Source organism: Acidovorax sp. K2F, from assembly GCF_025246485.1.
GTDB lineage: Bacteria > Pseudomonadota > Gammaproteobacteria > Burkholderiales > Burkholderiaceae_C > Acidovorax > Acidovorax delafieldii.
Map to the genome: position 1 here is coordinate 1 of NZ_JAOBSQ010000055.1, position 24155 is coordinate 24155.

Sequence of the window (24155 nt, forward strand, 5' to 3'; positions counted from 1 at the left end):
CTGGCTCATACCCAAATTGCGTTGAGCGGTCAGCGAGGCGACGTTCGTATTGATGGTGGAAGCCATTGCAAATCTCCTAAAAAGAACTGGCTAGATATGGCGTTGCCGCCGGCTGAGACCATGCCCTGGGACTGATCTCGTTGCCCCCAACAGCCCGGTGCCGGTCGGTGAGCAGCGGGCCGCTCGCGGTCCGTTGAGTTAGTTTTCGGGTGCGCCACGGAAAACTTAAGGGTCAAACGAAAAGTTTGTCTGGCTTTTCTCCCCCTTATTGAGCCAACGCTTCCGCACGCCATCAACACAATCACTCCATCGTTCCCACATCTGAGCCGGACTGGAGCACTCGAACCGGCGAACTTTTCGTCTTCGACGCCAAGGAGTACCGTTATGGCAGCCACTATCAACACGAACGTCGCCTCGCTGACCGCCCAGCGCAATCTGGGCATGAGCCAAGCGTCGCTCAATACTTCCATCCAGCGCCTGTCCTCGGGCCTGCGCATTAACAGCGCCAAGGACGACGCCGCCGGGCTGGCCATTTCTGAGCGCTTCACCAGTCAGATTCGGGGCCTGAACCAAGCGGCACGGAATGCCAATGACGGCATTTCGCTGGCGCAAGTAACCGAAGGTGCAATGAAATCCGCCGGAGACATCCTGCAGCGGGTGCGTGAGCTGGCCGTGCAGTCGGCCAATGCCTCCAACAGCGCAGGAGACCGCCAAGCGTTGAATCAGGAAGTCGGCCAATTGGTGGCTGAACTAGACCGTATCGCAAAAACAACAGAATTTAACGGCCAAAAGCTGATCGACGGAACGTTTGGTACGGCGCAGTTCCAGGTCGGAGCCAACGCCAATCAGGTTATCGTCGCCTCCACGGCCAACATGCGCACCAACGTGTATGGCAACAATCAAGTGATTGCTGCAGGTACAGGAGCGGGTACGGGGGCGTTTGGCGCCAATGACATCACTGCGGGCACTTTGGCTGTGAGCGGGTTCGTGGGAACCAAGAATATTGATATCGCAACCAGCGCCACCGCATCGGCCATTGCCGACAAGGTCAACGCCGTCAAGGGCCAGACAGGCGTGAGCGCTTCTGCCCGCACTGAAATGAGCCTGAGCTTCGTCGCATCGGGCGCCTACTCGCTGACGTTGCAATCGGACAACAGCACACCACAAACCATTTCCTTCACACTCTCGGCGGCGAATACCGCGGACGGACTTTCCGCTGCCGTGAGCGCGATCAATGACCAGTCCTCCAAGACGGGCGTTACCGCCTCGTTAAACTCTGACGGAACTCAGATCCTGCTGTCAAGTTCCACAGGCAACGATGTGCTGGTTGCAGATACCGCTGCAATATCGAACGCAGGCGACATTTCCGTCCAGAAACTCGACAACACAGGGACGGCTGTCGGTGCTGCGGTGACTTTGACCGCCGATGCCGTGGCAGAAAACGCGCTAGTTACGGGCTATGTGACCTTCGATTCAGAAAAGTCTTTCTCTGTCGTGCCGACCACGACCAACGCCATTAATGCAGGCACGTCATCCACGCTCATCAAAGTGTCAGACCTCGACGTCACCACGTTCGCCAAGGCCACAGAGGCGATGAAAACAGTTGACTCTGCACTAGCGTTCATCAATGGAGAACGCGCCAAGCTCGGTGCGCTGCAGTCTCGGTTTGAAACCAGCATCTCCGCCTTGAACATCACGTCCGAGAATCTGTCTGCATCCCGTTCGCGCATTCAGGATGCCGACTTCGCCGCCGAAACTGCGAATCTCTCACGCGCACAGATCCTGCAACAGGCTGGTACCGCCATGGTGGCGCAAGCCAACCAGATTCCACAAGGCGTGCTGCAGTTGCTGAAGTAGTCGCTTCACAATAGGGAGCCCAAAATCAAGCGCTTATTCAAGCGCTTGATTCTTTTGTAGAGCAGCAAAACCATTCGTCTGGCAGTGGTCAGCCCGTCAGACCGTCGTAACTACTGACACACGCCCCCATTTGCAGGAGAAGCATCGCATGAAGCCAATGGTCCAGCATGTTGACCCGATCGACGCGCAACTGCGGGCAGCCCACTCGGCACAGGACTGGCGGCGCCTCACGCAACTATGCAAGCAAGCGTTGCGAAAAAAGGGGCGCCACCTGCTGGCGCACCGGTATCTGGGCTATTCACTCAAGATGCAGCGTCAGATTGAACCGGCGATACAGGCGTTCAAACAGGCGGCCATCTATTTCCCGGACGACGCCGAACTCCTGGCCAACTACACCAACCTGCTGCTCGAGCAGGCTCGCCACCTCGACGCACTCCCGCTTCTTGAACAACTGTGTGCGTTGCGTCCCACCGACTCCAGCGGTTGGAGCAAGGTCGCACAGTCTTGCTATTCCATTGGTCTGCATGAAAAAGGCTTTGGTTCAGCCATGGTGGCCTACAACCTGGCCAAGACCGATATGGAAAGGGCCGCCGCGCTCACGCAGCGCGCGATTCACCGTCGCGAACTGGGACAAATACGAAATGCGGTAGAAGACTGTACGGCGGCCATCGCCCTTACCCCCACCGACCCGGCAAATCACACCAACCGGCTGCTGTTCATGCTGGGCGACCCGGACACCAGCGCAGAGCAACTGGCCAAAGCGGCGCGCGAATACGCGTCCATTTTTGAGCCCCCTCACAAGCCCCACTGGCCTAACTATGCAGAACGCCGTGGTGACCCATGGCGCAAGCTGAAAATTGGATTTCTTTCCCCGGACTTTCGTGTCCACGCGGTCATGTGTTTTGCCGAAGGGATCTTGGCACAGCTTGATCGCAGGCAGTTTGAGGTGTATGCCTTCCACCTTTATCCCAAAGATGATCTGGTAACAGAGCGCGTGAAATGCCATGTGGACCACTTCATTCGTCTCTCCGGCATGAGCCACGACGCACAGGCTGAGCGCATTCGCTCCCACGAGATCGATATCCTTATCGATATGACCGGCCACACCGGAAACAATGCCTTGCTTACCATGGTGCGCAAGCCCGCCCCTGTCCAGGTAACTTGGCTGGGGTTTGTAGCCACCACTGGACTGACGGCTATCGACTACTACCTGACCGACGAAATCATCACCCCCCCGGGCGTTGAGCCGCTGTTCAGCGAGACCTTGTTCCGTTTGCCCACTTACGCAGGTTCATATCGCGCGCTCAGCCGCAATCCCCTTTGGCGATACCAGCCCCTTTTCGCCGTCAGGCCCACCCCCGCGCTGCGCAATGGCTACATCACTTTCGGATCCTGCAATAACCTCGGAAAACTCACCGACGACGTACTGAGGCTTTGGGGACAATTGCTGCAACAAATGCCTACCGCGCGGTTGCTGATCGAAGGCAAAGGATTCGGAAAAGCAGAATTCGCCGACAGTTACCGCGCGCGCTGCGCGCAACAAGGGATTGACCCGGATCGGATTGATCTGATAGCGCTGGATACCAACAAGCAATACCTCGCCTACCACGACATCGATATCGCATTGGATCCCTTCCCGTTGACCGGGGGCACCACCACTTGCGACGTACTGTGGATGGGAGTTCCGCTGGTATCCATGGAAGGCCACAGCTCCCCCAGCCGGATGAGCACAGACGCACTCACCCATCTGGGCCGCACAGAATGGTTGGCCCAGACTCCAGAGCAATACCTGGCAATTGCCAAAGACCTTGCATCGGACATTGAACGCCTCAACACATTCCGCCTTGGATTTCGCGACGAAGTAGAGCACTCACGACTGATGCGCGACGACATCGTGTGCCACCACTTTGCTGAAGCGTTGCGCACCATGTGGCTGCGCTGGCAAGCACAACAGGATTTTCCGCAAGACGCACAAGCACGCGAACGGGCTGTTGCGACTTGGAATGCAGCACGACCAGCAGCGCTGGACGGGCCTCCACCATTGCAAGTAGGCCTGCCTAGCGGCGAGAAGATTCTTTTGACTGAGGCGCACCAACGATTGCAAAACCTCGTGAACCGAGCTCTCGCCAACAGCAAGGACAGAGTCGCAAGGTCTGCCCCGGGCCCCATGAACAAACAATGGATCGCCATCACGGAGCTGGCGGAATTGGTTCTGTGCGCCGTACCCAATGATGCCGTGGCGCTGGCATGCCTCGCCGAGGTGGAGCACGCCCACGGTCATACCGACTTTGCGGTGACCTATCTTCAGTACGCTACCAAAGCTCTTCAGTACAACGCACCGCTTGTTTCTCACTGATATGAACACCAACCCTGCCCTCAAGGAAGCCACCGTCCATGCCTACCAGACCCTGCGTAGCCAGACTCCGTGGCAACATGAAGGGAGCGAGATCCTGCACCATCGAATTCTGCCTTTCGCCACCCTCGCACCATGGCTGGCAGACCCCACGTTCATGGCGCTGTACGAACAGATCCAATCCAACACCCTTGTAGACATTTACAGGTGCTACGAGCTTTGGTCGCTCGCACAACAAGCGCGCTATGTGGAGGGCGATGTGCTGGAGGTAGGCGTATGGCGCGGTGGTACGGGTGCCATACTGGCCTCAGCCTTGAAGGATTCCAGTGACAAGACCATCTTTCTTGCAGACACCTTTGAAGGTGTTGTGAAGGCTGGCATGCAGGATACCCGCTACAAGGGCGGTGAACATGCCGATACTTCCGTTCAGCTGGTCGAAAGCCTGATGGTGCAACTCGCACTACCCAACACGCGAATACTCAAGGGCATTTTTCCAGACGACACGCAGGCGGCCATCCCCGGGAAAATTGCCTTCCTCCATTGCGATGTTGATGTCTACTCATCCAGCAAAGACATCGTGGAGTGGTGTCTACCCAGACTCTCCGTAGGTGCGAGCTTGGTGTTTGACGACTATGGGTTCTTTGGCTGTGAAGGCGTGACCAGGTTCTGTAATGAGCTACGCAATCGCAAGGACATGCGCTTCATCCACAACCTGAACGGACACGCCATCTTCGTGAAGCTGTTCTAGCATCGGCCTCTGGCAAATCAGATCCCCAAAAGGCGCCTGAGCCAGCTAATACCCTCTACCGAAGGATGCGCAGGGTTGCCGGCTTCGGTACTCGAGAGGCCATAGCCCCAGCGCGCACAGAAAAAAGGCACATCGCATGCCTGAGCAGCTAGCCGGTCTTCATCCCGGTCGCCCACATATAAGCAGTCTGCAGCTTGTAATTGGTGCAGCATCAGTATGCGGTCTATGAGCTCTGCTTTGGAAGGCAGTCGGGGCTCGAATGCGTCCAAGGCATAAGCCTCCTGGAACAGGTCTGTCCATCGCAAGTGTTCAAGAATCAGGCGAGTCGGCCGAATTCTCTTGTTCGTGGCGATGAGCAGGCGATAACCAGCCGACTGGGAATCACGCAACAGAGCATCCACTCCATCAAAGACCTGGGTTTTGAGATAACCCAAGTTGTCGTAGTGCTGCATGAAGGCCTGGGCCAAATTTGTGACGACTTCATCGTCCCCTTCCCCAGCGAGCTGCTGCAAGGTTTGCTGCAGCGGGGGGCCGATGATCGAGGAATCAAGTGGAATAACAGGCTCCTGCCCTGCACTCAAAAAAGCGGCCCGGTATGCATCCAGGATGCTTTCGGAGCTGTCGATCAGGGTGCCATCCAAATCAAAGATGACAGCGGATATGGTGGTGCTCATTCAGTCAGCTCCCTTGATTCCCCGAGCGGCCGCGATGATGGCATCCCTCAAGGGTACGGAAACACGCACTGCCAGCGCCTCTTGAGCCTTGGTGATATCAGGGATGTACGTGTTGCGCTGGTACAAGCCTTGGGAAGCAGCCCCCAATATCTCCACGGGCTTGCCAGGTGCAAGGGTATCTCGCACGAGATGCGCCAACTCGAGAACGCTGATGGCCTCATCCGAACCCACGTTGTAGGCTTGGCTGCCTTCTCCGCGCATCAGAAGCTCCATGAGCCAGTGCGCCAGATCAGATTGGTAGAGGTACGAACGCAGCGGGCTGCCATCCCCGCCTACGACAATACGCTCAGACCACAAAGCGTCCCGAATGAAGTTACCGATTGCGAAATGGACGTCTAAGGGAAGGTCTGGTCCCACAAACGCGAAGCATCGTGCGATGACTACCTGCAACCCGCCGGGCCGGGCATGAAGCACGCAAAGATGCTCCGCTGCGCGCTTGGCCACCCCGTAGGCATTCGCTGGATCAAGAGGGTCGGGCATACCCCGCCATGACTCTGGGATCTTCACAAGTCCCGGCGGTGGCGCCCCATAGACGGCGCCAGAGCTGGTAAACAATAGCTGGCGGGCACCAGACTGCACTGCCAGTTCAAGCACGTTGCGGGTTCCCTCCAGGATTTGGTCAAAGCGCTGCAAAGGGGAGAGTTGAGGTCCGAGCGTGGAGTCAGCGGCAGCGTGGATCACGTGGGTGAACGCTCGCCCCCTGGGCAAACTGGCAGGATCGCAGATATCGCCGGCTACCAACTCCAGCCCCGGCATGGCACACAGGTCAGGGTGGGCCTGCCTGAACCGGTCCGGACTCCTCGATACCACTGTCACACGCGCAGGCACCAGCATTGCGTCTCCGCCCTCAATCCAGCGACGCAAGAGAGCCCGGCCGAAAAACCCTGTTCCCCCTGTCAGTAGAAGGTGCTGCGGTGCTTCCGCCATGATCACTCGGGCTTTTCGTAAAGGAGGATGAGCGGGTTGTCCCATTGGGCGGACAACTGGCGCGAAATCTCGGCCTGCGCCCTATAGGAAGAGATCACAACAGGAACTTCTGGATACCCCTGCAATGTGGCGGGCTCCTGGATAACCCATTGGCCCAGCGTCTTCCCAACCAAGTTAGGGTTTTTATCTACAACCGCCAGAACCTCACAAGCACTAGTGTTACCTAGCTGCGGCAGCAACCGGGCGGTGTGAGAGCCAGCACCATACACAACCAACGGTGAAGGTGGTACCCGACTGAGGGCCCGCTGCATCGTTGAATGGGCGTCGCGCACATAGGTCTCCAGCATATGACCTGTGTCCGGCACCACTTCGTGCAAAGGCTGCAGATGACCGGACCATTCGAAGACACCAAACAGCGTCCCGCAGTGGATTGCGGGTAACTCCACAGTGCTCACGTGCATAGTTCGTGCGCCCAACTGCTCAAAGAAATTGCACAAAGACCTGGCGGTAAAAAACTGGATGTGCTCCAACGAAAACTCACCAAAAGGCTCTGATCGATCCGAAGCAAACCACTCCACGGCAGGCACTTCTACCAGCAGCTTGCAACCAGGTCGCAGCTTGACCAGCAAATCCGCCATGTTTTGACGCAGCTGCGGCAAGTGTTCGAGTACAGCCATGACGCTCACCACTTCTGCATCTGCCAGCGGTGCCGACAAATGAGCCCGCGCCATCGTGGCGCATTGCACCGAATCCAGGCCAAAAAGCTCCAGCGCGCGAATGGGCGCCTGAGGCGCCGGATCCACCCCGGCCAACCGACTCCAGCCAGCCTCCGAGAGGACATTCAGAAACGCTCCATATCCACACCCGATATCCACAATCAGTGAGTCTTTGGCAAACTGGGCTTCACAAATTTCCACAGCAGCGCGAAACCTCTCCTGATCCACACCAGAAACCGCCACGCCCAGATCGTATTTGGACGCCGCACGGTAGTAGCGCTCATACACGGTGGAGTCGGGCAATTGGTCTGCATAATAAAAGCCGCAGACTGCGCAAGAGCCTACCGTGTAGCTCATATCGAGGCCATCGAGCACCGCCATCCGATTGGCGTACAGGCGATGCACCTCAGAGTGACTACAGACGGGGCAGGATCGATGCATCAAAGGGCCTCACGAAACACGCATCGGCTCAAACCACGGCATAGAGCACTGCGTCGAAGCTGTTGGCATGGTGCTGCCGTAGAAACAGACGGTAATCCGCGCACAGTGACAAGACCCTGGAGGGAATTTCCCAAAGATCGTGCGGGTGGTGGTAGAGGGAGAGCGCAAGCACAGGGCGGTCACGTGCGATCAAGGCAGAGGCACCCTCAAGGGCCGCCACTTCGGCGCCTTCTACATCAAGCTTGAGAAAATCGAGTCTCTTGCCATGCACTATGTCATCCAGGGCGACCGAGGCGATCGTGGAGCCGCCAGCCTGGCCGATGGCGCCCGCTTCTCCATTACCGTCATGGAAACCCAACATTTCATACCCGGAAGATAGCGCCAGAGGCAGGCAAACCGCTGGAAAATTCACGTCACGGCATTGGTGCGTCAACTGCGCAAAGTTCTGTTGGCCAGGCTCAAAAAGATAGGCTATCTCAACAGCATGGTGCTTGGAAAACTCGATCAGCGTGTCGCCGTTATACGCTCCACCATCTACGTACACCGCAGGCTCTTTAGGGAGCGCTTTGAGCGTGATGGAATTGAAGTATTGGACATCCGAATGGACGAAGGCCGCATAGTCCGGCAGTAGCCCCATTCGGAAACGGCACAAATCTAGCAGGCACTGTCTGCTTGGCGCATCAGCCAGAGCCCAGTAGGTCTTTTCCAATAGGCTCGCATGGTCAGCGAGAAAACTGCTGGCTTCCAGCCAATAACGCCAGCCCATTTTTTCACGCACAAGGTCATAGACGTCCCACGGCATGAAGATGTCCTGAAACCCGGCGTCAGACGCCAGTGCATGCAGATGATTCAAGGGAGCGTCACGATTGAAGACGCCAATGACCAGTTGAGCCGTTGCTAAAGTTTCACGGGCCTGATCCCAGGTCAAGACCGGCAATCCGAGGGCAGAGGCCTGCCGAGGCTGAGACTCGACAAAACCCTGCACTTCTAACCCGCACGCCCTCAGTGCCGTGCAAAGGTCACGGCCAAAGCTGCCTACACCAAAGACCAGGATCGGCCTGCACGACACCAGTGCACGCGGAATAGCCTGTGCACGCTTCTGGCAGTCGAGCAGGAAACCCTCCCAATCTCTCTGTGCATCGTGCTCGCTGGGCATGGGGCAACCGCTCAGGACACTGCTGGCAGAGCCCGCGCCGACGCGCGCACCCGCTCCAGCACTTGTGGATCGAGAAATGGATGCATATCGTCAAGTTCAGGAGTTACAAACTTGCCCGCCTCATCCACACGCGACTTGATGCGGGGGACAAATTCCTGGCGCGGATCCACCACTAAGTCGATCAGCAGGGGCCCATTACCTTGCAGCAACAGATCAAGTTGCTCCAGGTCCTCTACCTGGCTGATCCTCGCAGCCCTTACCCCGTACGCTCTGGCGACTGCCACAAAGTCGGGAAACTCAACTCCGGATGCAGGAGTGGCACCCACCACACGACCGAAGAAGTTCTCATGGGTCTGCCAGATGGACAGATAGCCGCCGTTGTTCAGCACGACCACAATAACGTTGGCTCCGGTCGTCTTGAGAGTCTGCAGCTCCTGGATGTTCATCTGCAAGCTGCCATCGCCCGCGAAACAAATGACCCGACGCCCATCATCGTCACCACGAGCCGCTGCGGCCCCAATAGCCGCGGGCAGGTCGTACCCCATCGACGCTGATCCAGAATTGCTGAAAAGGCGCTGGCCCTTTTTCAGGCTGCCAATCTGGAAAGGCAGAATGCAGGCTGATGCATTTCCGCAAGCCACCACATCGTTCTCACGCAATTGACGAAAAATCCGGTCCACCACGCAATAGGGGTTGAGAGGGCCACCAGGTCTCTGCTGGTGCTCCCTTGATACCGCGTACTGCGCACCGATCTGCTGGCACCAAGCGCGCCAGGGCGCGTAATCAGGAAGCTTCTCGGCGCCGAGAGCAGAATCCATCGCAACCAGAAAATCAGATATGTCGGCAACCACTCGCTCGGCAGCCTGGACGCCAGGTTTTTCCAGTTCAGCGGGATCGATATCGACCTGTGCGATCCACGCATTTTTTCCGAAAGAATCCCAGTTGTAGCTGGTCTGCCGAATGTTGAGGCGCGACCCCAGCACCAAAATGAAATCTGCGCTCTGCAAACACAGGTTGCCCGCACGGGTACCGATGGTGCCAGGTCTCCCGGCGAAAAGAGGGTGGTCCGATGCGATCAGATCGTGGGTCCATGCTGTGGCCAATGGCACACCATGCCGCTCCACGAACGCGAGCAGCTGCTCAACAGCGCCGGAGAGCCGGACGCCAGAGCCACCCAGTATCAGAGGGCGGCGTGCCGCCTTCAACTGCTCCATGATCCGAAGGCAATGCCCGGGGAGCGCAGATGATGGTGCAGCACGGATGCCTTGGATACTAGGAATGGTCAATTCTTCGACCGCCGACTGGACGTCAAGGGGGATGTCCAGCCACACGGGTCCCGGCCGGCCTGTGGTGGCTAGCTTATACGCCTGTGGCAGAAGGTGCTCCAAATCCTTCGGAGCCCGGACGATTTCAGCGAGTTTGCACACGGATTTCGCCATGGCTATCGTCGGCCCCTCCTGATCGCCCAATTGACGGAGGTTGGGAAGGTCTTGGAACGACAAGCACGTCTCGCGCTTGACCTGACCCGAGAGCACGATCATGGGGATCGAGTCAGTGTAGGCACCAAACACACCATTGAAGGCATTGATGCTACCGGGACCAGTGGTGAGCATGACGACTGCGGGCTTGCCGGCCACACGCGCATAACCTTCGGCAGCCATGGCGCAGGCTTGTTCGTGGTGCATGAAGGTGCACTTCAGTCCGGACTCGCCGCCCAGGGCTTGGTTCAGGAACATGGCGCCCCCCCCGGTCACGGCGAATACCTGCTCGACACCCTGTCGAACCAGCCACTGGGCAATATGCTCGGAAACGCGCTGCATTCAAAGACCGCGGTTGAGAATCAGGTTCTTGAGGCTCTGATTCTGGTTGTAAGGGCCACTGACGTGGTCAATGGTCAAGGAGTCATGGGCCTTGATGCCCGCAATCAACTTTTCACCGTTCATGACCTCGCGGCAGGACAACTGGCCCTTTCGTAAAGGAATTGCCAGATAGAAATCACGCTCAAAGCTGTCTTTGGTGAAGACATACCCCTCTTCCATGTCACGACGTGCATAAGCACCGCGAACCAGTGCGTCCAGATATTCCGTTTCCCGTTTGGAGATGACGCGTTTGGAGCGGCTGCGGCCACCACACATCTCCGCCGCCTTGTGAAATGCCTTGAACCAGGCATCGCACTGATGGGGGAGCGAACAATAGGGGGAGACAGGCACCGCGTTGTAGTCGATATCTACATGGCGCTCCCAAGTTCTGGCCCCCTTGCCGTAGGAAATCAGCATGGAGGAATGCCAGTCGTGGTATTCATGGGTAGAGAGCCCCACCACATGATCAGGGTAACGCGCTCGCAAATAATCGATCTGGTCGAGCTCCAGCTCACCATCCTCAGACGGGTACAAGGATACGCAGTGGTTGATGGCCAGGGGAATGTCACGCTTTTCAAAAAAGCTCACCAGATCATCCAGATCCTTCTCCGATGCGCCGCCCGTGGAGACGATAGTGGGCCGACGGGTGGAAGCGATCTTTTCAATCAACACCCAGTCATTCATGTCAGAGCTGGCGATCTTGATGATCGGCATGTCGAATTCCACACACAGATCGACGGACGCTTCGTCGAACGGCGTGGCCATGGGGATGCAGCTCACCGAGCGAATCTCCTCCACCATGCGCGCAAACTCCGCACGGCTGAGTTTGGTGTCTTCGGTTTTTTTGATGTAGCGCAGCTCGCTGCTGCCCTTGAATTCAGGGTGGATGAATTCATCCACATCACGGAACTGCAGTTTGATGGCCGCCTTGACATTGTTGTAGCGCACGATGGCGCCATGGTCTCGGATGATCTTGAGACCGCGCTCCAGGCTGCCCCAGTGGTTGTTCGCAAGTTCCAGAACAAAGAAGTTCTCGAACAGGTCGCGATCGCGTTGCGTGATGAAACCCATACCGATTTCTCCTGTAGTGGTCAGAAACACACGCCCAGGAAGGCTTCGATCTTGCTGGCAGCAAAATCAAGCATCTCCTGGGTCAGTGCAGGCTGCACACCGATCCAGAACGTGTTGTTCATGACGTTGTCAGTGTTCACCAGATCACCGCTGATCCGGTAGCAGGCCTCCACCATATAGGGTTGGCGCACGAGGTTTCCGGCAAAAAGAAGGCGGGTTCCCACCCTGTTCTGGTCGAGATAAGTCAATAGGTCCAGGCGCGTCACAGGACTGGTCTGCTTGAGAGTGATGGGAAAACCAAACCACGAAGGGTTGGAATGCTCGGTCGCCACCGGCAGATGCACAAACTCTTCGCAATCCCGAAGACGCTGCCTCAGAAAAGCAAAATTGTCTTTGCGCGCCTGAATGAATTGCGGCGCTTTTTCCAGCTGAGCCAGTCCACAAGCTGCCTGCATGTCCGTGATCTTGAGGTTGTATCCCAGATGGCTGTAGGTGTACTTGTGGTCATAGCCCTTAGGCAGGCTGCCCATCTGCTGACAAAACCGCTGTCCGCAGGTGTTGTCTTTACCCGGTGCGCAATAGCAATCACGCCCCCAGTCACGGAAGCTCTCGGCAATACCAATCAGCTCATCGTTGTTGGTAAACACCGCTCCTCCCTCGCCCATGGTGATGTGGTGCGCAGGGTAAAAACTGAGGGTAGCGATATCGCCGAAGGTGCCCACCATTTGTCCACGGTAAGTCGAGCCCAGCGCATCGCAGCAGTCCTCTACAAGCCACAGACCATACTTCTTGCACAGTGCGGTAACCACGTCCAGATTGAACGGGTTGCCGAGCGAGTGCGCCAGCATGATGGCTTTGGTCTTGGGGCTGATGGCAGCCTCAATCTTGTCGGCGTCAATGTTGTGGGTCAACGCATCCACGTCCACAAAAACCGGAACGGCGCCGTACTGAAGGATAGGATTGACAGTGGTAGGGAAACCAGCAGCAACACCAATCACCTCATCCCCTTGGCGGATGGCTCGGTCTCCGAGCTTGGGTGATGTCAAAGTGCTGAATGCCACCAGATTGGCGGACGAGCCGGAGTTCACCGTGATCAGGTGTTTGACGCCAACGAAAGCTGCCAGTTTGCTCTCGAACTCCGCGTTGAAGCGCCCCGTGGTGAGCCACCCATCCAAACTGGCCTCCACCATGTATTTGAGCTCTTGCGCGTCCAACCACTTCCCAGACGGAGGCACTGCCGTAGCACCCGGAAGAAAGGGAGCGGGGCGCAGGCTTAGGGCAGCATACTGCTCGACCAGCCGTGCGATTTCAGAGCGAATTTCTTGGGGTTTCTTCATGCATGCGCCTCAAACGCGTCGATATCTGCGGCACACAAGGCGCGCGCGTCCTCTCCATCCACAAACCGGCGATACCAGCGCACAGAGCGCTCCACTGCGGTATCCAAGCCCCAATGGGGAATCACGCCCAAAACATGGCGCGCCTTCGCCGTCTCCAGTGCCAATCGCCCGGTCTCGTGGGGACCTTGAGCGCCTTCATGAATATCCACACTGCCGCCCCCAAACGCCCGGGCGGCAAGGCGTATCACATGCTCGACTGCTGCGGCCTCGTGGGGCTCAGGCCCAAAGTTGAAGGCCGCGGCCAACTCGGGACGATCCCACAACCGCTCTGCCAAACAGAGATAGCCTGCCAAGGGTTCCAGCACATGCTGCCATGGGCGAGTAGCCTGGGGACTACGTAGCACAAGCGTCTGGCCGCTAGACCAAGCGCGGATCGCATCCGGCAATAGCCGATCCTGAGACCAGTCTCCACCCCCAATCACGTTGCCGGCACGAGCAGACGCCACCGCCACCCCACGACCCGCCAGAAAAGCGGCGCGATAGCTTGCAATGACCAGTTCGCTGGCTGCCTTGCTCGCACTGTAGGGGTCATGCCCTCCCAGCGCGTCCCCTTCACGGTAGGGATAGATCTGCTCCAAGTTCTGATAGACCTTATCGGTTGTCACCATCACCGCGACGCGCACCGTAGCGACAGCGCGCAAAGCCTCCAGAAGGTGCGCTGTCCCCATGATGTTGGTGGCCATGGTATCCAGCGGCGCGGCATAGCTCGCGCGCACCAGGGGTTGGGCCGCCAGATGCAAAACAATCTCGGGCGCTGCAGCGGCGACCATTCGCGCGACGGCAGCAGCATCGCGAACATCACATAGGTGGCTGGACAGCCCTGAAGCCACCTGAGCAGCCTCGAACAGGCTGGGCTGCGTCTGCGGTGCCAATGCGAGCCCCGTCACCCGTGCACCCATCCGCTCCAGCCACAGGGCCAGCCAACTCCCCTTGAAGCCAGTGTGGCCGGTAAGCAACACACGCTTATCACGCCAGAATTCGGAGGTTGGACGCATGGTTACCAACTTTTCCACGGAGCCCGTCCCGACTGCCAGAGATCTTCAAGTTGGTTTTTGTCACGCAAGGTGTCCATGGGTTGCCAGAAGCCGTGGTGTTCATACGCGACCAGTTGCCCTTCACGGGCAAGCCCCACCATAGGATCCGCTTCCCAAGGCATGGAGTCTCCAGAGATCCGCTCGATCACCTCGGGTTGAAGAACAAAAAAGCCTCCGTTGATCCAGCCGCCGTCACCTGGCGGCTTTTCCTCGAAACCAACGACAGCATCGCCCTCACGCACCAGCGATCCAAAACGTCCCGCAGGCTGAACAGCAGTTACCGTCGCCAGACATCCATGGGCCTTATGAAAAGCAAATTGCGCAGCCATATTCAGATCGGCCACGCCATCGCCATAGGTAAAACAAAAGGGTTCCCCAGCCGGTAGGTACTCCTGCACCCTGCGTAAGCGCCCCCCAGTCTGGGTGCTCTCACCGGTATCCACCAACGTCACACGCCAGGGCTCGGCGTGGCGGTGGTGCACCTCCATGCGGTTATTTGCCATGTCAAAGGTCACATCGGACATGTGCAGGAAGTAGTTGGCAAAGTATTCCTTGATGACATAGCCGCGGTAGCCAAGGCAGATGATGAAATCGTTGACGCCATGGGCAGAGTACATCTTCATAATGTGCCAAAGAATGGGCCGCCCACCGATCTCGATCATGGGCTTGGGACGCAGGTGCGACTCTTCCGAGATGCGGGTGCCCAGCCCCCCCGCGAGCAGTACGGCTTTCATGCCCGCAGCATAGTGCAGCCCTTCGCGACCAAAAAGGTGCAGTCGTTGCTGAAATACCGCCCAAATAAGACATTTGCCTGCGGCGCGATCAACCAGCGAGTGCTGGCTCCCGGCATCCTCAGCATCAGATCAGTGCAAAATTGATAGCAATCCAGGCAGCAATTACGTTCACATCAGCGCATTGCAATGCAAATTCAGAGGAAATATCAGCCCCTGAATCAGCCCTGCCCCGAGGAGGCGCTCAACAGCCCTACCCAGCATGCGCACGCTCTCCAGCCATCTCGCAAGCCAGTTGCCCCTCTCCAGCCGGCGCGAATCATTTGCCCAAGAAGCCCCCTGTTGACCGTTCTCATGGGGCATTTCGCGTTCTGCAATCCGATACATTTGCAGTAACCTTCGGTCAATCCGTGGACTGCAGCCCTCCCCAGCGCAGTCGTGCCCCTGCCGCCGCCCTAAACGTCTAAAGCATGTTTGTCATCATCGGTTACGTCGTCTGCCTCGGCTGCATCTTCGGTGTGTACATCATGCACGGAGGCAATATCAGCGTGATTCTCAAGGCACTGCCGTTTGAGATCATCACCATTTTGGGCGGCGCACTGGGCGCGTTTGTGGTGAACAACCAGCCCAAGGTGATCAAGGCCACCTTGGCCGCACTGCCGATGGCGCTCAAGGGTTCCAAATACACCAAAGAGCGCTACATGGAGTTGATGGCGATGCTCTATGACATCCTGCAAAAGGCCCGCAAAGAGGGGCTGATGGCCATTGAGAAGGATGTGGAAGCGCCCCACGAGTCCGAGATCTTCAAGAAATACCCCACGGTGGGCAGTGACCACCACGTGATCGAGTTCACCACCGACTACCTGCGCATGATGGTGTCGGGCAACCTGAATTCCCACGAGATCGAGGCGCTGATGGACAGCGAAATCGATACCCACCACCAGGAGGCCCATGCTCCCGTGGCTGCGCTGGCCCGGTTGGCAGGCGCCCTGCCCGCCTTCGGGATCGTGGCCGCCGTGCTGGGCGTGGTGAACACCATGGGCTCGGTGGGGCAGCCGCCCTCTGTACTGGGTGGGATGATCGGCTCGGCGCTGGTGGGGACGTTCCTGGGCATTTTGCTGGCCTACGGCGTGGTCGAGCCCCTGGGTGGACTCGTCGAGCAAAAGACCGAGGACGCCGCCAAGGAACTGCAGTGCATCAAGTCCACCCTGCTCGCCAGCATGCAGGGCTACAACCCCGCCACGGCCATTGAGTTTGGCCGCAAGGTGCTGTTCTCCAACGTACGCCCCAGCTTCTCGGAGCTGGAAGGACACGTGAAGGGCAAGAAGTAGCCGCCGCGAATGCGGTAGCCGCGCCGTAACGCCCCACCACCACCATGGCAGAAAAGAAGCTCCAGCCCATCATCATCAAGCGCGTCAAGAAAGGCGGCCACGCGGTGCACGGTGGCGCCTGGAAGATCGCTTATGCCGACTTTGTGACGGCAATGATGGCGTTCTTCTTGCTGATGTGGCTTTTGGGCTCCACGGCCAAAGGTGAGCTGCAGGGCATCGCGGCATATTTCGCTTCGCCGCTCAAAGTGGCGATGACCGGTGGCGACGGTGCAGGCAACAGCTCCAGCGTCATCCCCGGTGGCGGCAACGATCTGGCCAAGGTGCATGGCCAGGTGCGCCGCTCCGATGTGGAAGAAGCCAAGCAGCGCCGCATGAGCATCGATGCCGCGCGGGCAGAACGGGCCAAGCAGGACCAGGAACGCATCAAGGCCCTGGAGGCCAAGATCGATGCGCTGATCACCGAGAACCCGCGCCTGAATGAGTACAAGTCACAGATCCGCATCGACATCACGCCCGACGGGCTGCAGATCCAGATCATCGACGACCAGAACCGCCCCATGTTCGACAGCGGTAGCGCGTTGGTAAAACCCTACATGCGCGACATCCTGCGCGAAATTGGCGCAGCCCTCGGTGGCGTCGAAAACCGCATCAGCCTTGCAGGCCACACCGACGCCGTACCTTATGGCAACAGCGAAAAGGGTTACAGCAACTGGGAGCTATCGGCAGATCGCGCCAACGCCTCGCGGCGGGAACTGGTCTCTGCGGGCATGCCAGACGCTAAACTGGGCCGCGTGGTGGGCTTGGCCGCCAGTGATCTGCTGGACCCCAAGAACCCACGCTCCCCCTCCAACCGGCGCATCACCATCACGGTGTTGACCCGGGAGGCCGAAGAACGGCTCATGGGCAAAGGGATTCCTGAAATCACGTCCACAGAACTGTTGACGGAAAAGCGGGAAAATCCCCCCCCAAGCAGGTAACAGTTACGACTTGTCACCAAACCTGCCACCCATGACAATGCTTACAGTAAATCTCGACTGAAAGGGTCCCAAGTGACCACAGCCCTTCGTTTTTTGATCGTTGACGACTTCTCCACCATGCGACGCATCGTTCGCAACCTGCTCAAGGAGAGCGGGTTTGCAGACGCCGACGAGGCCGAGGATGGTGTCGCCGCACTCAACAAGCTGCGCAACAGCAAGTTTGACTTTGTGGTGACCGACATCAACATGCCCAACATGAACGGCTTCCAGCTGCTGGCCGAGATCAAGAAGGACGACAAGCTCAAACACCTGCCCGTCCTGATGGTGACCGCCGAAGCCCGCAAGGAAGACATCGTTGCCGCCGCCCAGGGAGGTGCTGCGGGTTACATCGTCAAACCCTTCACCAAGGCAACTCTGGAAGAGAAAGTGACCTTGATTCTGAAGAAGATGGGGTTATGACACCATGGACGACACACCGGACAACAGCCAGCCTGCCGATGTTCATCACAAGATTGGCCTGCTGACACGTCAGCTTCACGATTCGCTCAACGAGCTGGGTTATGCCGACAAGCTGCGCGGCTCCATGGGCGAGCTCCCCGACGCGCAGAGCCGACTTTCCTATATCGCCCGCCTGACGGGAGAAGCGGCAGAGAAGGTGCTCAACCGCGTCGAACAGGCCAAGGCCCAGCACGACTACATTGCGGCGGAAACGCGCCGGGTCGTCAACTCGCTGGTGGCGGACCCGGTGGCGGCCGTGGCCAAGGGCGAAATCTTCAACTTTCTGACCGACGTGGAGCGCGTGACCAAGGAAGCCGACACGCACCTCACCGAAATCATGATGGCGCAGGATTTTCACGACCTCACCGGCCAGGTGATTGCGCGCGTGGTGAATCTGGCAGCCACCATTGAAGAGCAGCTGGTGCAACTGCTCATCCAGACGGCTCCGCCCAGCGCCCAGGCGCCCGCCGAGCCCGCCCGCGCAGCGCATCTTCAGGGCCCGGTGGTGGACCCGGAGAACACCCCCGACGTGGTCACCGACCAGTCCCAGGTGGACGACCTGCTGGCCAGTCTGGGCTTCTGACGCTCCGTTTTCAGTCTGACAACCCTCCAGCGCTAGTGCAATATGACCTGATTGCTATCATTTTTAAAAAGAATGGCAGTAATCCACGGCGCGGGTCAGACACAGACCCGCCGCTAGACACACCCCAGGCACCACCGAAAAGAGGGGGCTGCAGCCCCCTTATCAGCCTTTAGATTTCCAGGTCGCTCACGACAATGGCATGACACCAGCCGTCATGCCACCATGGAATCCAGCCAAGAAAAAAGCCTCCCCGCGTCAGAACGCAAGCTGCAAAAAGCGCGCGAAGACGGCCAAGGGGCACGCTCGCGCGACTTGTCGCACCTGGCCATCCTGGGCGCGGGCGCCGCATGCATGCTGCTGCTGGCCCCACAGCTGATGGACCGCATGCAGTGGGCCATGAGCCAGCAGCTGGCGTTCAATGCGGCCACGGTGATGACGCCAGGCACCATGCTCTCGCGGCTGCAGGACATGGTCATCGTGGGCTTGGTGGCCAGCACGGTGTTTGCTACCCTCACCAGCGCTGCGGGGCTGATCAGCGCCATCGGGGCGGGCGGCTGGATTCTCAGTGCCAAGCCCATCACACCGCAGTTCAACCGACTCAACCCGATCTCCGGACTGGCCAACCTGTTTTCCAAGCAGCAGATGGCCAACGTGGCCAAGATGGTGCTGATGACCGCCATCCTGACCTACGTGGCCTGGAAGTTCCTGGGCAACAGCCTCGAAACGGTCGCCATGCTGGTGCTGCAGCCCTCGCCGCTGGCCATCCGCCAGATTGCAGACTGGCTGACCTCGGGCATGAGCCTGTTGCTGCTGGTCGTGTTTCTGGCAGCTTTGGTGGATGTGCCTTTGCAGGCGTTCTTCTTCAAGGAACGACTGAAGATGTCGCACGAGGAAGTCAAGCAGGAGCACAAGGAGTCTGACGGCAACCCCCACACCAAGGGCCGAATCCGCCAGAAGCAGCGCGAGATCGCCGACCGGGCCAGCGTAGGCGCCGTCCCTAAGGCCGACTTTGTGGTGATGAACCCCACCCACTACGCCGTGGCCCTCAAATACGACGAGAAGACCATGAGTGCACCCCAGGTCATCTCGCGCGGCACTGACCTCATCGCCATGAAGATCCGCGACGTGGCCAAGGAGCACAACGTGCCCGTGCTGCAGTCGCCCATGCTGGCCCGTGCGCTGTATGCCCATGCCGAGCTGGACCAGGCCATCCCCGCGACGCTCTACACCGCCGTTGCCCAGGTGCTGGCCTATGTGTACCGCCTCAAGGCGGCCCTGCGTGGCGAAGGCCGCATGCCCGACAGCCTGGTGGAGCCTTTCGTGCCGCCTGAACTCGATCCGCTGAACCGCACCACGGTGCAAGGTGCTGCCGTATGAACACCTCCGTAAAGTCTTTGCAGCAATGGGCGGGCACCAATGCCAGCGCCCTCCAGGGCCTGTCGGCACCACTGCTGGTGGTGGCGATTCTGGCGCTGATGGTGCTGCCCATCCCCCCGTGGCTGCTGGATGCATTTTTCACGCTCAACATCGCCGTCGCGCTGATGGTGATGATGGTGGCGGCGTACATGCTGCGTCCGCTGGACTTCGCGGCATTCCCTTCGGTGCTGCTGCTGACCACACTGATGCGCCTGTCGCTGAACGTGGCCTCTACGCGCGTGGTGCTGCTCGAAGGCCACCAGGGCCCTGGCGCAGCGGGTGCAGTGATCGAGGCCTTCGGCCACTTCCTGATCGGCGGCAACTTCGCCGTCGGCCTGATCGTTTTTGCGATCCTCGTGGTGATCAACTTCGTGGTGATCACCAAGGGCGCCGAGCGCATTGCCGAAGTGTCGGCGCGCTTCACCCTGGACGCCATGCCCGGCAAGCAGATGGCGGTGGATGCCGACCTGAACGCCGGCCTGATCGACGAAAAAGAAGCCAAGCGTCGCCGTGCCGAAGTGGCGGAAGAAGCCAACTTCTTCGGCTCCATGGACGGCGCGTCCAAGTTCGTGCGCGGCGACGCCGTGGCGGGCATCCTGATCCTGCTCATCAACATCATTGGCGGCTTCGCCATTGGTGTGTTGCAACACGACCTGTCGGCCAAGCAGGCCGCAGACAGCTACATCCTGCTGGCCATTGGCGATGCGCTGGTGGCGCAGATTCCCGGCCTGCTGATTTCGGTGGCAGCCGCCATGGTGATCTCGCGCGTGGGCAAGGACCACGACATGGGCCGCCAGATCGTTCAGCAGCTGTTCATGTCGCCCCGCGTGCTGGGCGTGACGGCAGGCATCCTGATCCTGCTGGGTTTGATCCCCGGCATGCCGCATGTGGTGTTCCTGACCATGGGCAGCCTGCTGGGCTACGGCGCCTGGATGATGTACGAGCGCCAGAAGGTTCCCCCGGTGGTCGAAGCCCCACCGCCGCCCGCCACCGATGGCGAAGCCACCTGGGACGACTTGCAGCCCGTGGACCTGCTGGGCCTGGAACTGGGATACCGCCTCATCAGCCTGGTGGACAAGAGCCGCCAGGGCGACCTGCTCACCCGCATCAAGGGCGTGCGCCGCAAGTTTGCACAGGAAGTCGGCTTCCTGCCCCCTGCCGTGCACGTACGTGACAACCTCGAACTCAAGCCCAGCGGCTACCGCATCACGCTGCGCGGCGTGGTGGTGGGCGAGGGCGAAGCCTTCCCTGGCATGTTCCTGGCCATCAACCCCGGCGGCATCACCACGCCGCTGATCGGCACGGCCACCACCGACCCTGCCTTTGGCCTGCCAGCACACTGGATCGACGATCGGCAAAAGGAAGCCGCACAAATGGCCGGTTTTACCGTCGTTGATTCCGAAACCGTGATGGCCACCCATTTGTCACACTTGATGCAAGTGCAAGCCGCCAAGCTCCTCAGTCGCACGGAAACGCAGCAACTGGTGGAACACGTGGCCAAGCTGGCCCCCAAGCTCATCGAAGAAGTGGTTCCGAAAATGGTCTCCATCGCAACGTTCCAGAAAGTCCTCCAGCTGCTGCTGGAAGAGTCTGTGCACATCCGCGATATCCGCACCATCATCGAAACGCTGGCCGAGCATGCTGGCGGCGTCTCGGACCCCGTCGAGCTGGCCCGCCGCGTGCGCATTGCGCTCTCGCCCGCCATCGTCCAGCAGATCTACGGCCCCACCCGCGAGCTCAACGTCATTGCCATCGAGCCCGGCCTGGAGCGCCTGCTGGTGCAAGCCCTGGGCAACACGGCAGGCCCCGCGCTCGACCCCGGCGTGGCCGACATCCTCACACAAAAGGCCGCCGAAGTGGCTCTCAAGCAGGAAGAGATGGGCCTGCCCGCCTGCCTGCTGGTTCCCGACCAGATCCGCAATGCCATCTCCCGCCTGGTGCGCCGCGTAGCGCCCCGCCTGCAGGTGCTGGCACACAGTGAAATTCCAGAGACCCACACCATCCGTATTGGGCCGATCCTTAAAGGTGCATCAGCATGAACATCAAACGCTTTACCGCCCCCACCTCCCGGGAGGCTCTGGCCAAGGCGCGCATGGCCTTTGGCGACGGCACGCTGATTCTGTCCAACCGCCCCACGGCCAACGGCGTGGAAGTGGTGGCCACGGCCGAGGACACGCTGTCGGCTCTGGACGGTGGTGTGCCCACCGCTTCGTCCAATCCGCCCCTGCTGGCGCCCAGCACTGCGCGCAGCACCCCACAGCACGCCAGCCAATCGGCAGCAGCGTCGGGCCTGGGCCGCAACCCGGTCGAGGAAGACACCGAACAGCTGGCCATGAGCACGCTGTCGTTCCAGGACTATGTGCGCGAACGCATGCTGCGCCGCCGCCACGAGGCACTGAATGGTCCCTCGGAACCCCAGACACTGTCTGAACGCAGCCGCGACCAGGAACCAGAACGTGAACGCATGCCCGCGCCCTCGGTGGCGCGCCACAACCCGCTGCGCACCATCCCGATGGACATGCCGCCCGAGCCACCGCGCCGCCGGCAGGAAGCTCCCAGCGCCCACCTGATCCAGTCGAACAACCAGCAGAGCGTGATGAACGAGCTTCACGCGATGAAAGAGCTGATCGAAGACCGCTTCAACACGCTGGCCTGGCTGGGGCAGGCGCGCCAGAACCCGATCCAGTCCAACCTGATGCTGAAGATGATCCGTGCCGGATACTCCCCGTCGCTGGCCCGCGCCGTGCTCGAACGCATGCCCGAAGACCTGTCGGCGGGCGAATCGGTGCGCTGGCTGATGGAGGTGCTGGAACGCAACCTCAAGACCGACCAGACCGATCCCCCTCTTTATGAACAGGGCGGCATCTTCGCCATGGTGGGCTCTACGGGTGTGGGCAAGACCACCACCACCGCCAAGCTGGCTGCCATGTGCGCCCGCATCCACGGCCCCGGCAGTGTGGGGCTGATCACACTGGACACCTACCGTGTGGGCGCGCACGAACAACTGCGCACTTACGGGCGCATGCTGGGCATCGTGGCCCACCTGGCACACGACCGCGCCGCGCTGCAAGACCTGCTGGGTCTGCTCAGCGGCAAAAAAATGGTGTTGATCGACACCACCGGCGTGGCTCCCCGCGACCCCCGCAAGCGCGACATGCTGGATGTGTTGGACCTGCCCCATGTGAACCGCCTGCTGGTGCTCAACGCCGGCTGCCATGGCGACACGCTGGATGACGTACTGACCGCCTTCAAGACCGACGGCTCGCAACAGGCCATCCTGTCCAAGGTGGACGAGGCCGTGAAGCTGGGCCCCGCCATCGACGCACTGATCCGCCACCAGATGGTGCTGCGCGGCGTGACCAACGGCCAGCGCGTGCCCGAGGACTGGGAGCGTGCCAACGCCCACCAGCTCATCAGCGCCTCCATGCGGTCGCCGGCGAAGTCGGCTTTCGACCCCAAGGCCACGGACCTGAACTTCTTCTTCTCGCACTCTCCTGACACCGTGACGGAGGGGGGGCTGGTCGATGCTTGATCTGGGTTTTCACCAGGCGGCCAGCCTGCACAGCCTCACCCCGCAGGCAGAGCTGCGGCTGCTGGCAGTCGCCAGCCAGGGCAACACGGCGAGCGGCCTGGAAACGCTATGGCAGATCTGCGCCAGCCTGCAGCGGCTGGGCTATCCGGTGGTGGTACTCGACGGCACGGCGCAGGAGTCCGACGACAGCCCCGGGCTGCTGCACCTGCTGCAACATGCAACGTGGAATGACGGCGCCAGCCTGAACCTGGGCGCCACCGCATCCTCCCTCGCCGTGATTCCAGCGGCCAAGGGGCTGCAGCACCTGAGCCGCAAGGCCAGCGGCAGCACACGCTCGCCCATGGAGAGCTTGCTGCCCTGCTTCAGGACTTACGGCCTCATGGTGATTCACGCACCAGCCTCCACCCTGGGGCCCCTGCTCACCCACACGGCCACGGTGCCGCTGGTGGTCATGGGCAGTGGCGCAGCGGGCGTGATGACCAGCTACAAGAGCCTCAAGCAGATTGCGCTACACACTGGCTTGCCCTGCATGGTGGCCGCTTTGCTGCACGGCAACACCGCCGCCGAACGCCGCAAGGCCCAGTCCCAGCTGATGACCTTGCAGGCATGTGCCGAGCGCCATCTGGGCGGCCCGATACGAACCACCACCATTGCCACTCAGAACCCCCAGGAGCTTCAGCGCCTGGCCTTGCAACTGCTGGAAAATGCGGGCACTATGAACGGAGCGCTGGCTGCGCTGACACCCAGCAACTTGACAGGCATGCCTGCGCATTTTGTCCGGAGCCACTGACCAG

20 protein-coding genes are annotated in these 24155 nt (G+C 59.7%); 11 read left to right on the top strand and 9 right to left on the bottom strand.

The window, feature by feature from the left end; translation table 11 throughout:
• The first annotated feature begins 384 nt into the window (after positions 1-384).
• The 3 genes from N4G42_RS21340 to N4G42_RS21350 all read left to right on the top strand — a co-directional run bounded on the left by N4G42_RS21340 (position 385) and on the right by N4G42_RS21350 (position 4958).
• On the top strand, positions 385-1857 hold the full coding sequence (locus N4G42_RS21340) for a flagellin (RefSeq protein WP_260668643.1): 1473 nt from the start codon (positions 385-387) through the stop codon (positions 1855-1857).
• Between the two features lie 148 nt (positions 1858-2005).
• Positions 2006-4213: an acetylglucosamine transferase gene (locus tag N4G42_RS21345; protein ID WP_260668644.1), complete on the top strand. Its 2208-nt coding sequence runs from the start codon at positions 2006-2008 to the stop codon at positions 4211-4213.
• Position 4214: 1 nt separating this feature from the next.
• The gene (locus N4G42_RS21350; protein WP_260668645.1) at positions 4215-4958 is read left to right on the top strand and encodes a TylF/MycF family methyltransferase; all 744 of its coding nucleotides are present in this window, start codon (positions 4215-4217) and stop codon (positions 4956-4958) included.
• A gap of 17 nt (positions 4959-4975) precedes the next feature.
• Here the strand turns inward: N4G42_RS21350 and N4G42_RS21355 are convergent, their stop codons facing one another.
• The 9 genes from N4G42_RS21355 to rfbF form a co-directional block, all read right to left on the bottom strand.
• Entirely contained in the window at positions 4976-5632 is a 657-nt protein-coding gene (locus tag N4G42_RS21355) for an HAD family hydrolase (protein WP_260668646.1), read from the bottom strand.
• Positions 5633-6664, bottom strand: a complete 1032-nt coding sequence (locus tag N4G42_RS21360; protein ID WP_409557856.1) for an NAD-dependent epimerase/dehydratase family protein — start codon at positions 6662-6664, stop codon at positions 5633-5635.
• On the bottom strand, positions 6622-7740 hold the full coding sequence (locus N4G42_RS21365) for a class I SAM-dependent methyltransferase (protein ID WP_260668648.1): 1119 nt from the start codon (positions 7738-7740) through the stop codon (positions 6622-6624). The genes N4G42_RS21360 and N4G42_RS21365 overlap by 43 nt, the downstream gene beginning before the upstream one ends.
• 64 nt (positions 7741-7804) lie before the next feature.
• Positions 7805-8932 (bottom strand): FkbM family methyltransferase, encoded by a 1128-nt coding sequence (locus N4G42_RS21370; protein ID WP_260668649.1) that lies wholly within the window; start codon positions 8930-8932, stop codon positions 7805-7807.
• A gap of 11 nt (positions 8933-8943) precedes the next feature.
• Complete coding sequence (locus tag N4G42_RS21375) at positions 8944-10752, bottom strand: thiamine pyrophosphate-binding protein (RefSeq protein WP_260668650.1); 1809 nt, start codon at positions 10750-10752, stop codon at positions 8944-8946.
• Entirely contained in the window at positions 10753-11862 is a 1110-nt protein-coding gene (locus N4G42_RS21380) for an N-acetylneuraminate synthase family protein (protein ID WP_260668651.1), read from the bottom strand.
• Positions 11863-11882: 20 nt separating this feature from the next.
• Entirely contained in the window at positions 11883-13199 is a 1317-nt protein-coding gene (gene rfbH, locus N4G42_RS21385) for a lipopolysaccharide biosynthesis protein RfbH (RefSeq protein WP_260668652.1), read from the bottom strand.
• A complete protein-coding gene (gene rfbG, locus N4G42_RS21390) occupies positions 13196-14254 on the bottom strand; it encodes a CDP-glucose 4,6-dehydratase (protein WP_260668653.1) in 1059 nt (352 codons plus the stop codon). The genes rfbH and rfbG overlap by 4 nt, the downstream gene beginning before the upstream one ends.
• Positions 14255-14256: 2 nt before the next feature.
• The gene (rfbF, locus tag N4G42_RS21395) at positions 14257-15027 is read right to left on the bottom strand and encodes a glucose-1-phosphate cytidylyltransferase (protein WP_260668654.1); all 771 of its coding nucleotides are present in this window, start codon (positions 15025-15027) and stop codon (positions 14257-14259) included.
• A gap of 467 nt (positions 15028-15494) precedes the next feature.
• On the opposite strand from rfbF, the gene motA reads away from it, so the two are divergent.
• The 8 genes from motA (at position 15495) to N4G42_RS21435 (ending at position 24151) form a co-directional block, all read left to right on the top strand.
• Positions 15495-16355: a flagellar motor stator protein MotA gene (motA, locus tag N4G42_RS21400; protein WP_056065696.1), complete on the top strand. Its 861-nt coding sequence runs from the start codon at positions 15495-15497 to the stop codon at positions 16353-16355.
• A 44-nt stretch (positions 16356-16399) separates the two neighbouring features.
• Positions 16400-17332 carry a flagellar motor protein MotB gene (motB, locus tag N4G42_RS21405; protein WP_056065694.1) on the top strand — a complete coding sequence of 311 codons (933 nt, stop codon included), beginning with the start codon at positions 16400-16402 and terminating at the stop codon, positions 17330-17332.
• 72 nt (positions 17333-17404) lie between these two features.
• On the top strand, positions 17405-17791 hold the full coding sequence (gene cheY / locus N4G42_RS21410; protein ID WP_010466076.1) for a chemotaxis response regulator CheY: 387 nt from the start codon (positions 17405-17407) through the stop codon (positions 17789-17791).
• Positions 17792-17795: 4 nt separating this feature from the next.
• Positions 17796-18413 (top strand): protein phosphatase CheZ, encoded by a 618-nt coding sequence (locus tag N4G42_RS21415; protein ID WP_260668655.1) that lies wholly within the window; start codon positions 17796-17798, stop codon positions 18411-18413.
• Positions 18414-18635: 222 nt separating this feature from the next.
• On the top strand, positions 18636-19790 hold the full coding sequence (locus N4G42_RS21420; protein ID WP_260668656.1) for a flagellar biosynthesis protein FlhB: 1155 nt from the start codon (positions 18636-18638) through the stop codon (positions 19788-19790).
• On the top strand, positions 19787-21868 hold the full coding sequence (gene flhA / locus N4G42_RS21425; protein WP_260668657.1) for a flagellar biosynthesis protein FlhA: 2082 nt from the start codon (positions 19787-19789) through the stop codon (positions 21866-21868). Before N4G42_RS21420 ends, flhA begins: the two co-directional genes overlap by 4 nt.
• Positions 21865-23361 (top strand): flagellar biosynthesis protein FlhF, encoded by a 1497-nt coding sequence (flhF, locus tag N4G42_RS21430; protein WP_260668659.1) that lies wholly within the window; start codon positions 21865-21867, stop codon positions 23359-23361. The genes flhA and flhF overlap by 4 nt, the downstream gene beginning before the upstream one ends.
• On the top strand, positions 23354-24151 hold the full coding sequence (locus tag N4G42_RS21435; RefSeq protein ID WP_056065678.1) for a hypothetical protein: 798 nt from the start codon (positions 23354-23356) through the stop codon (positions 24149-24151). Before flhF ends, N4G42_RS21435 begins: the two co-directional genes overlap by 8 nt.
• Positions 24152-24155 lie beyond the last annotated feature (4 nt).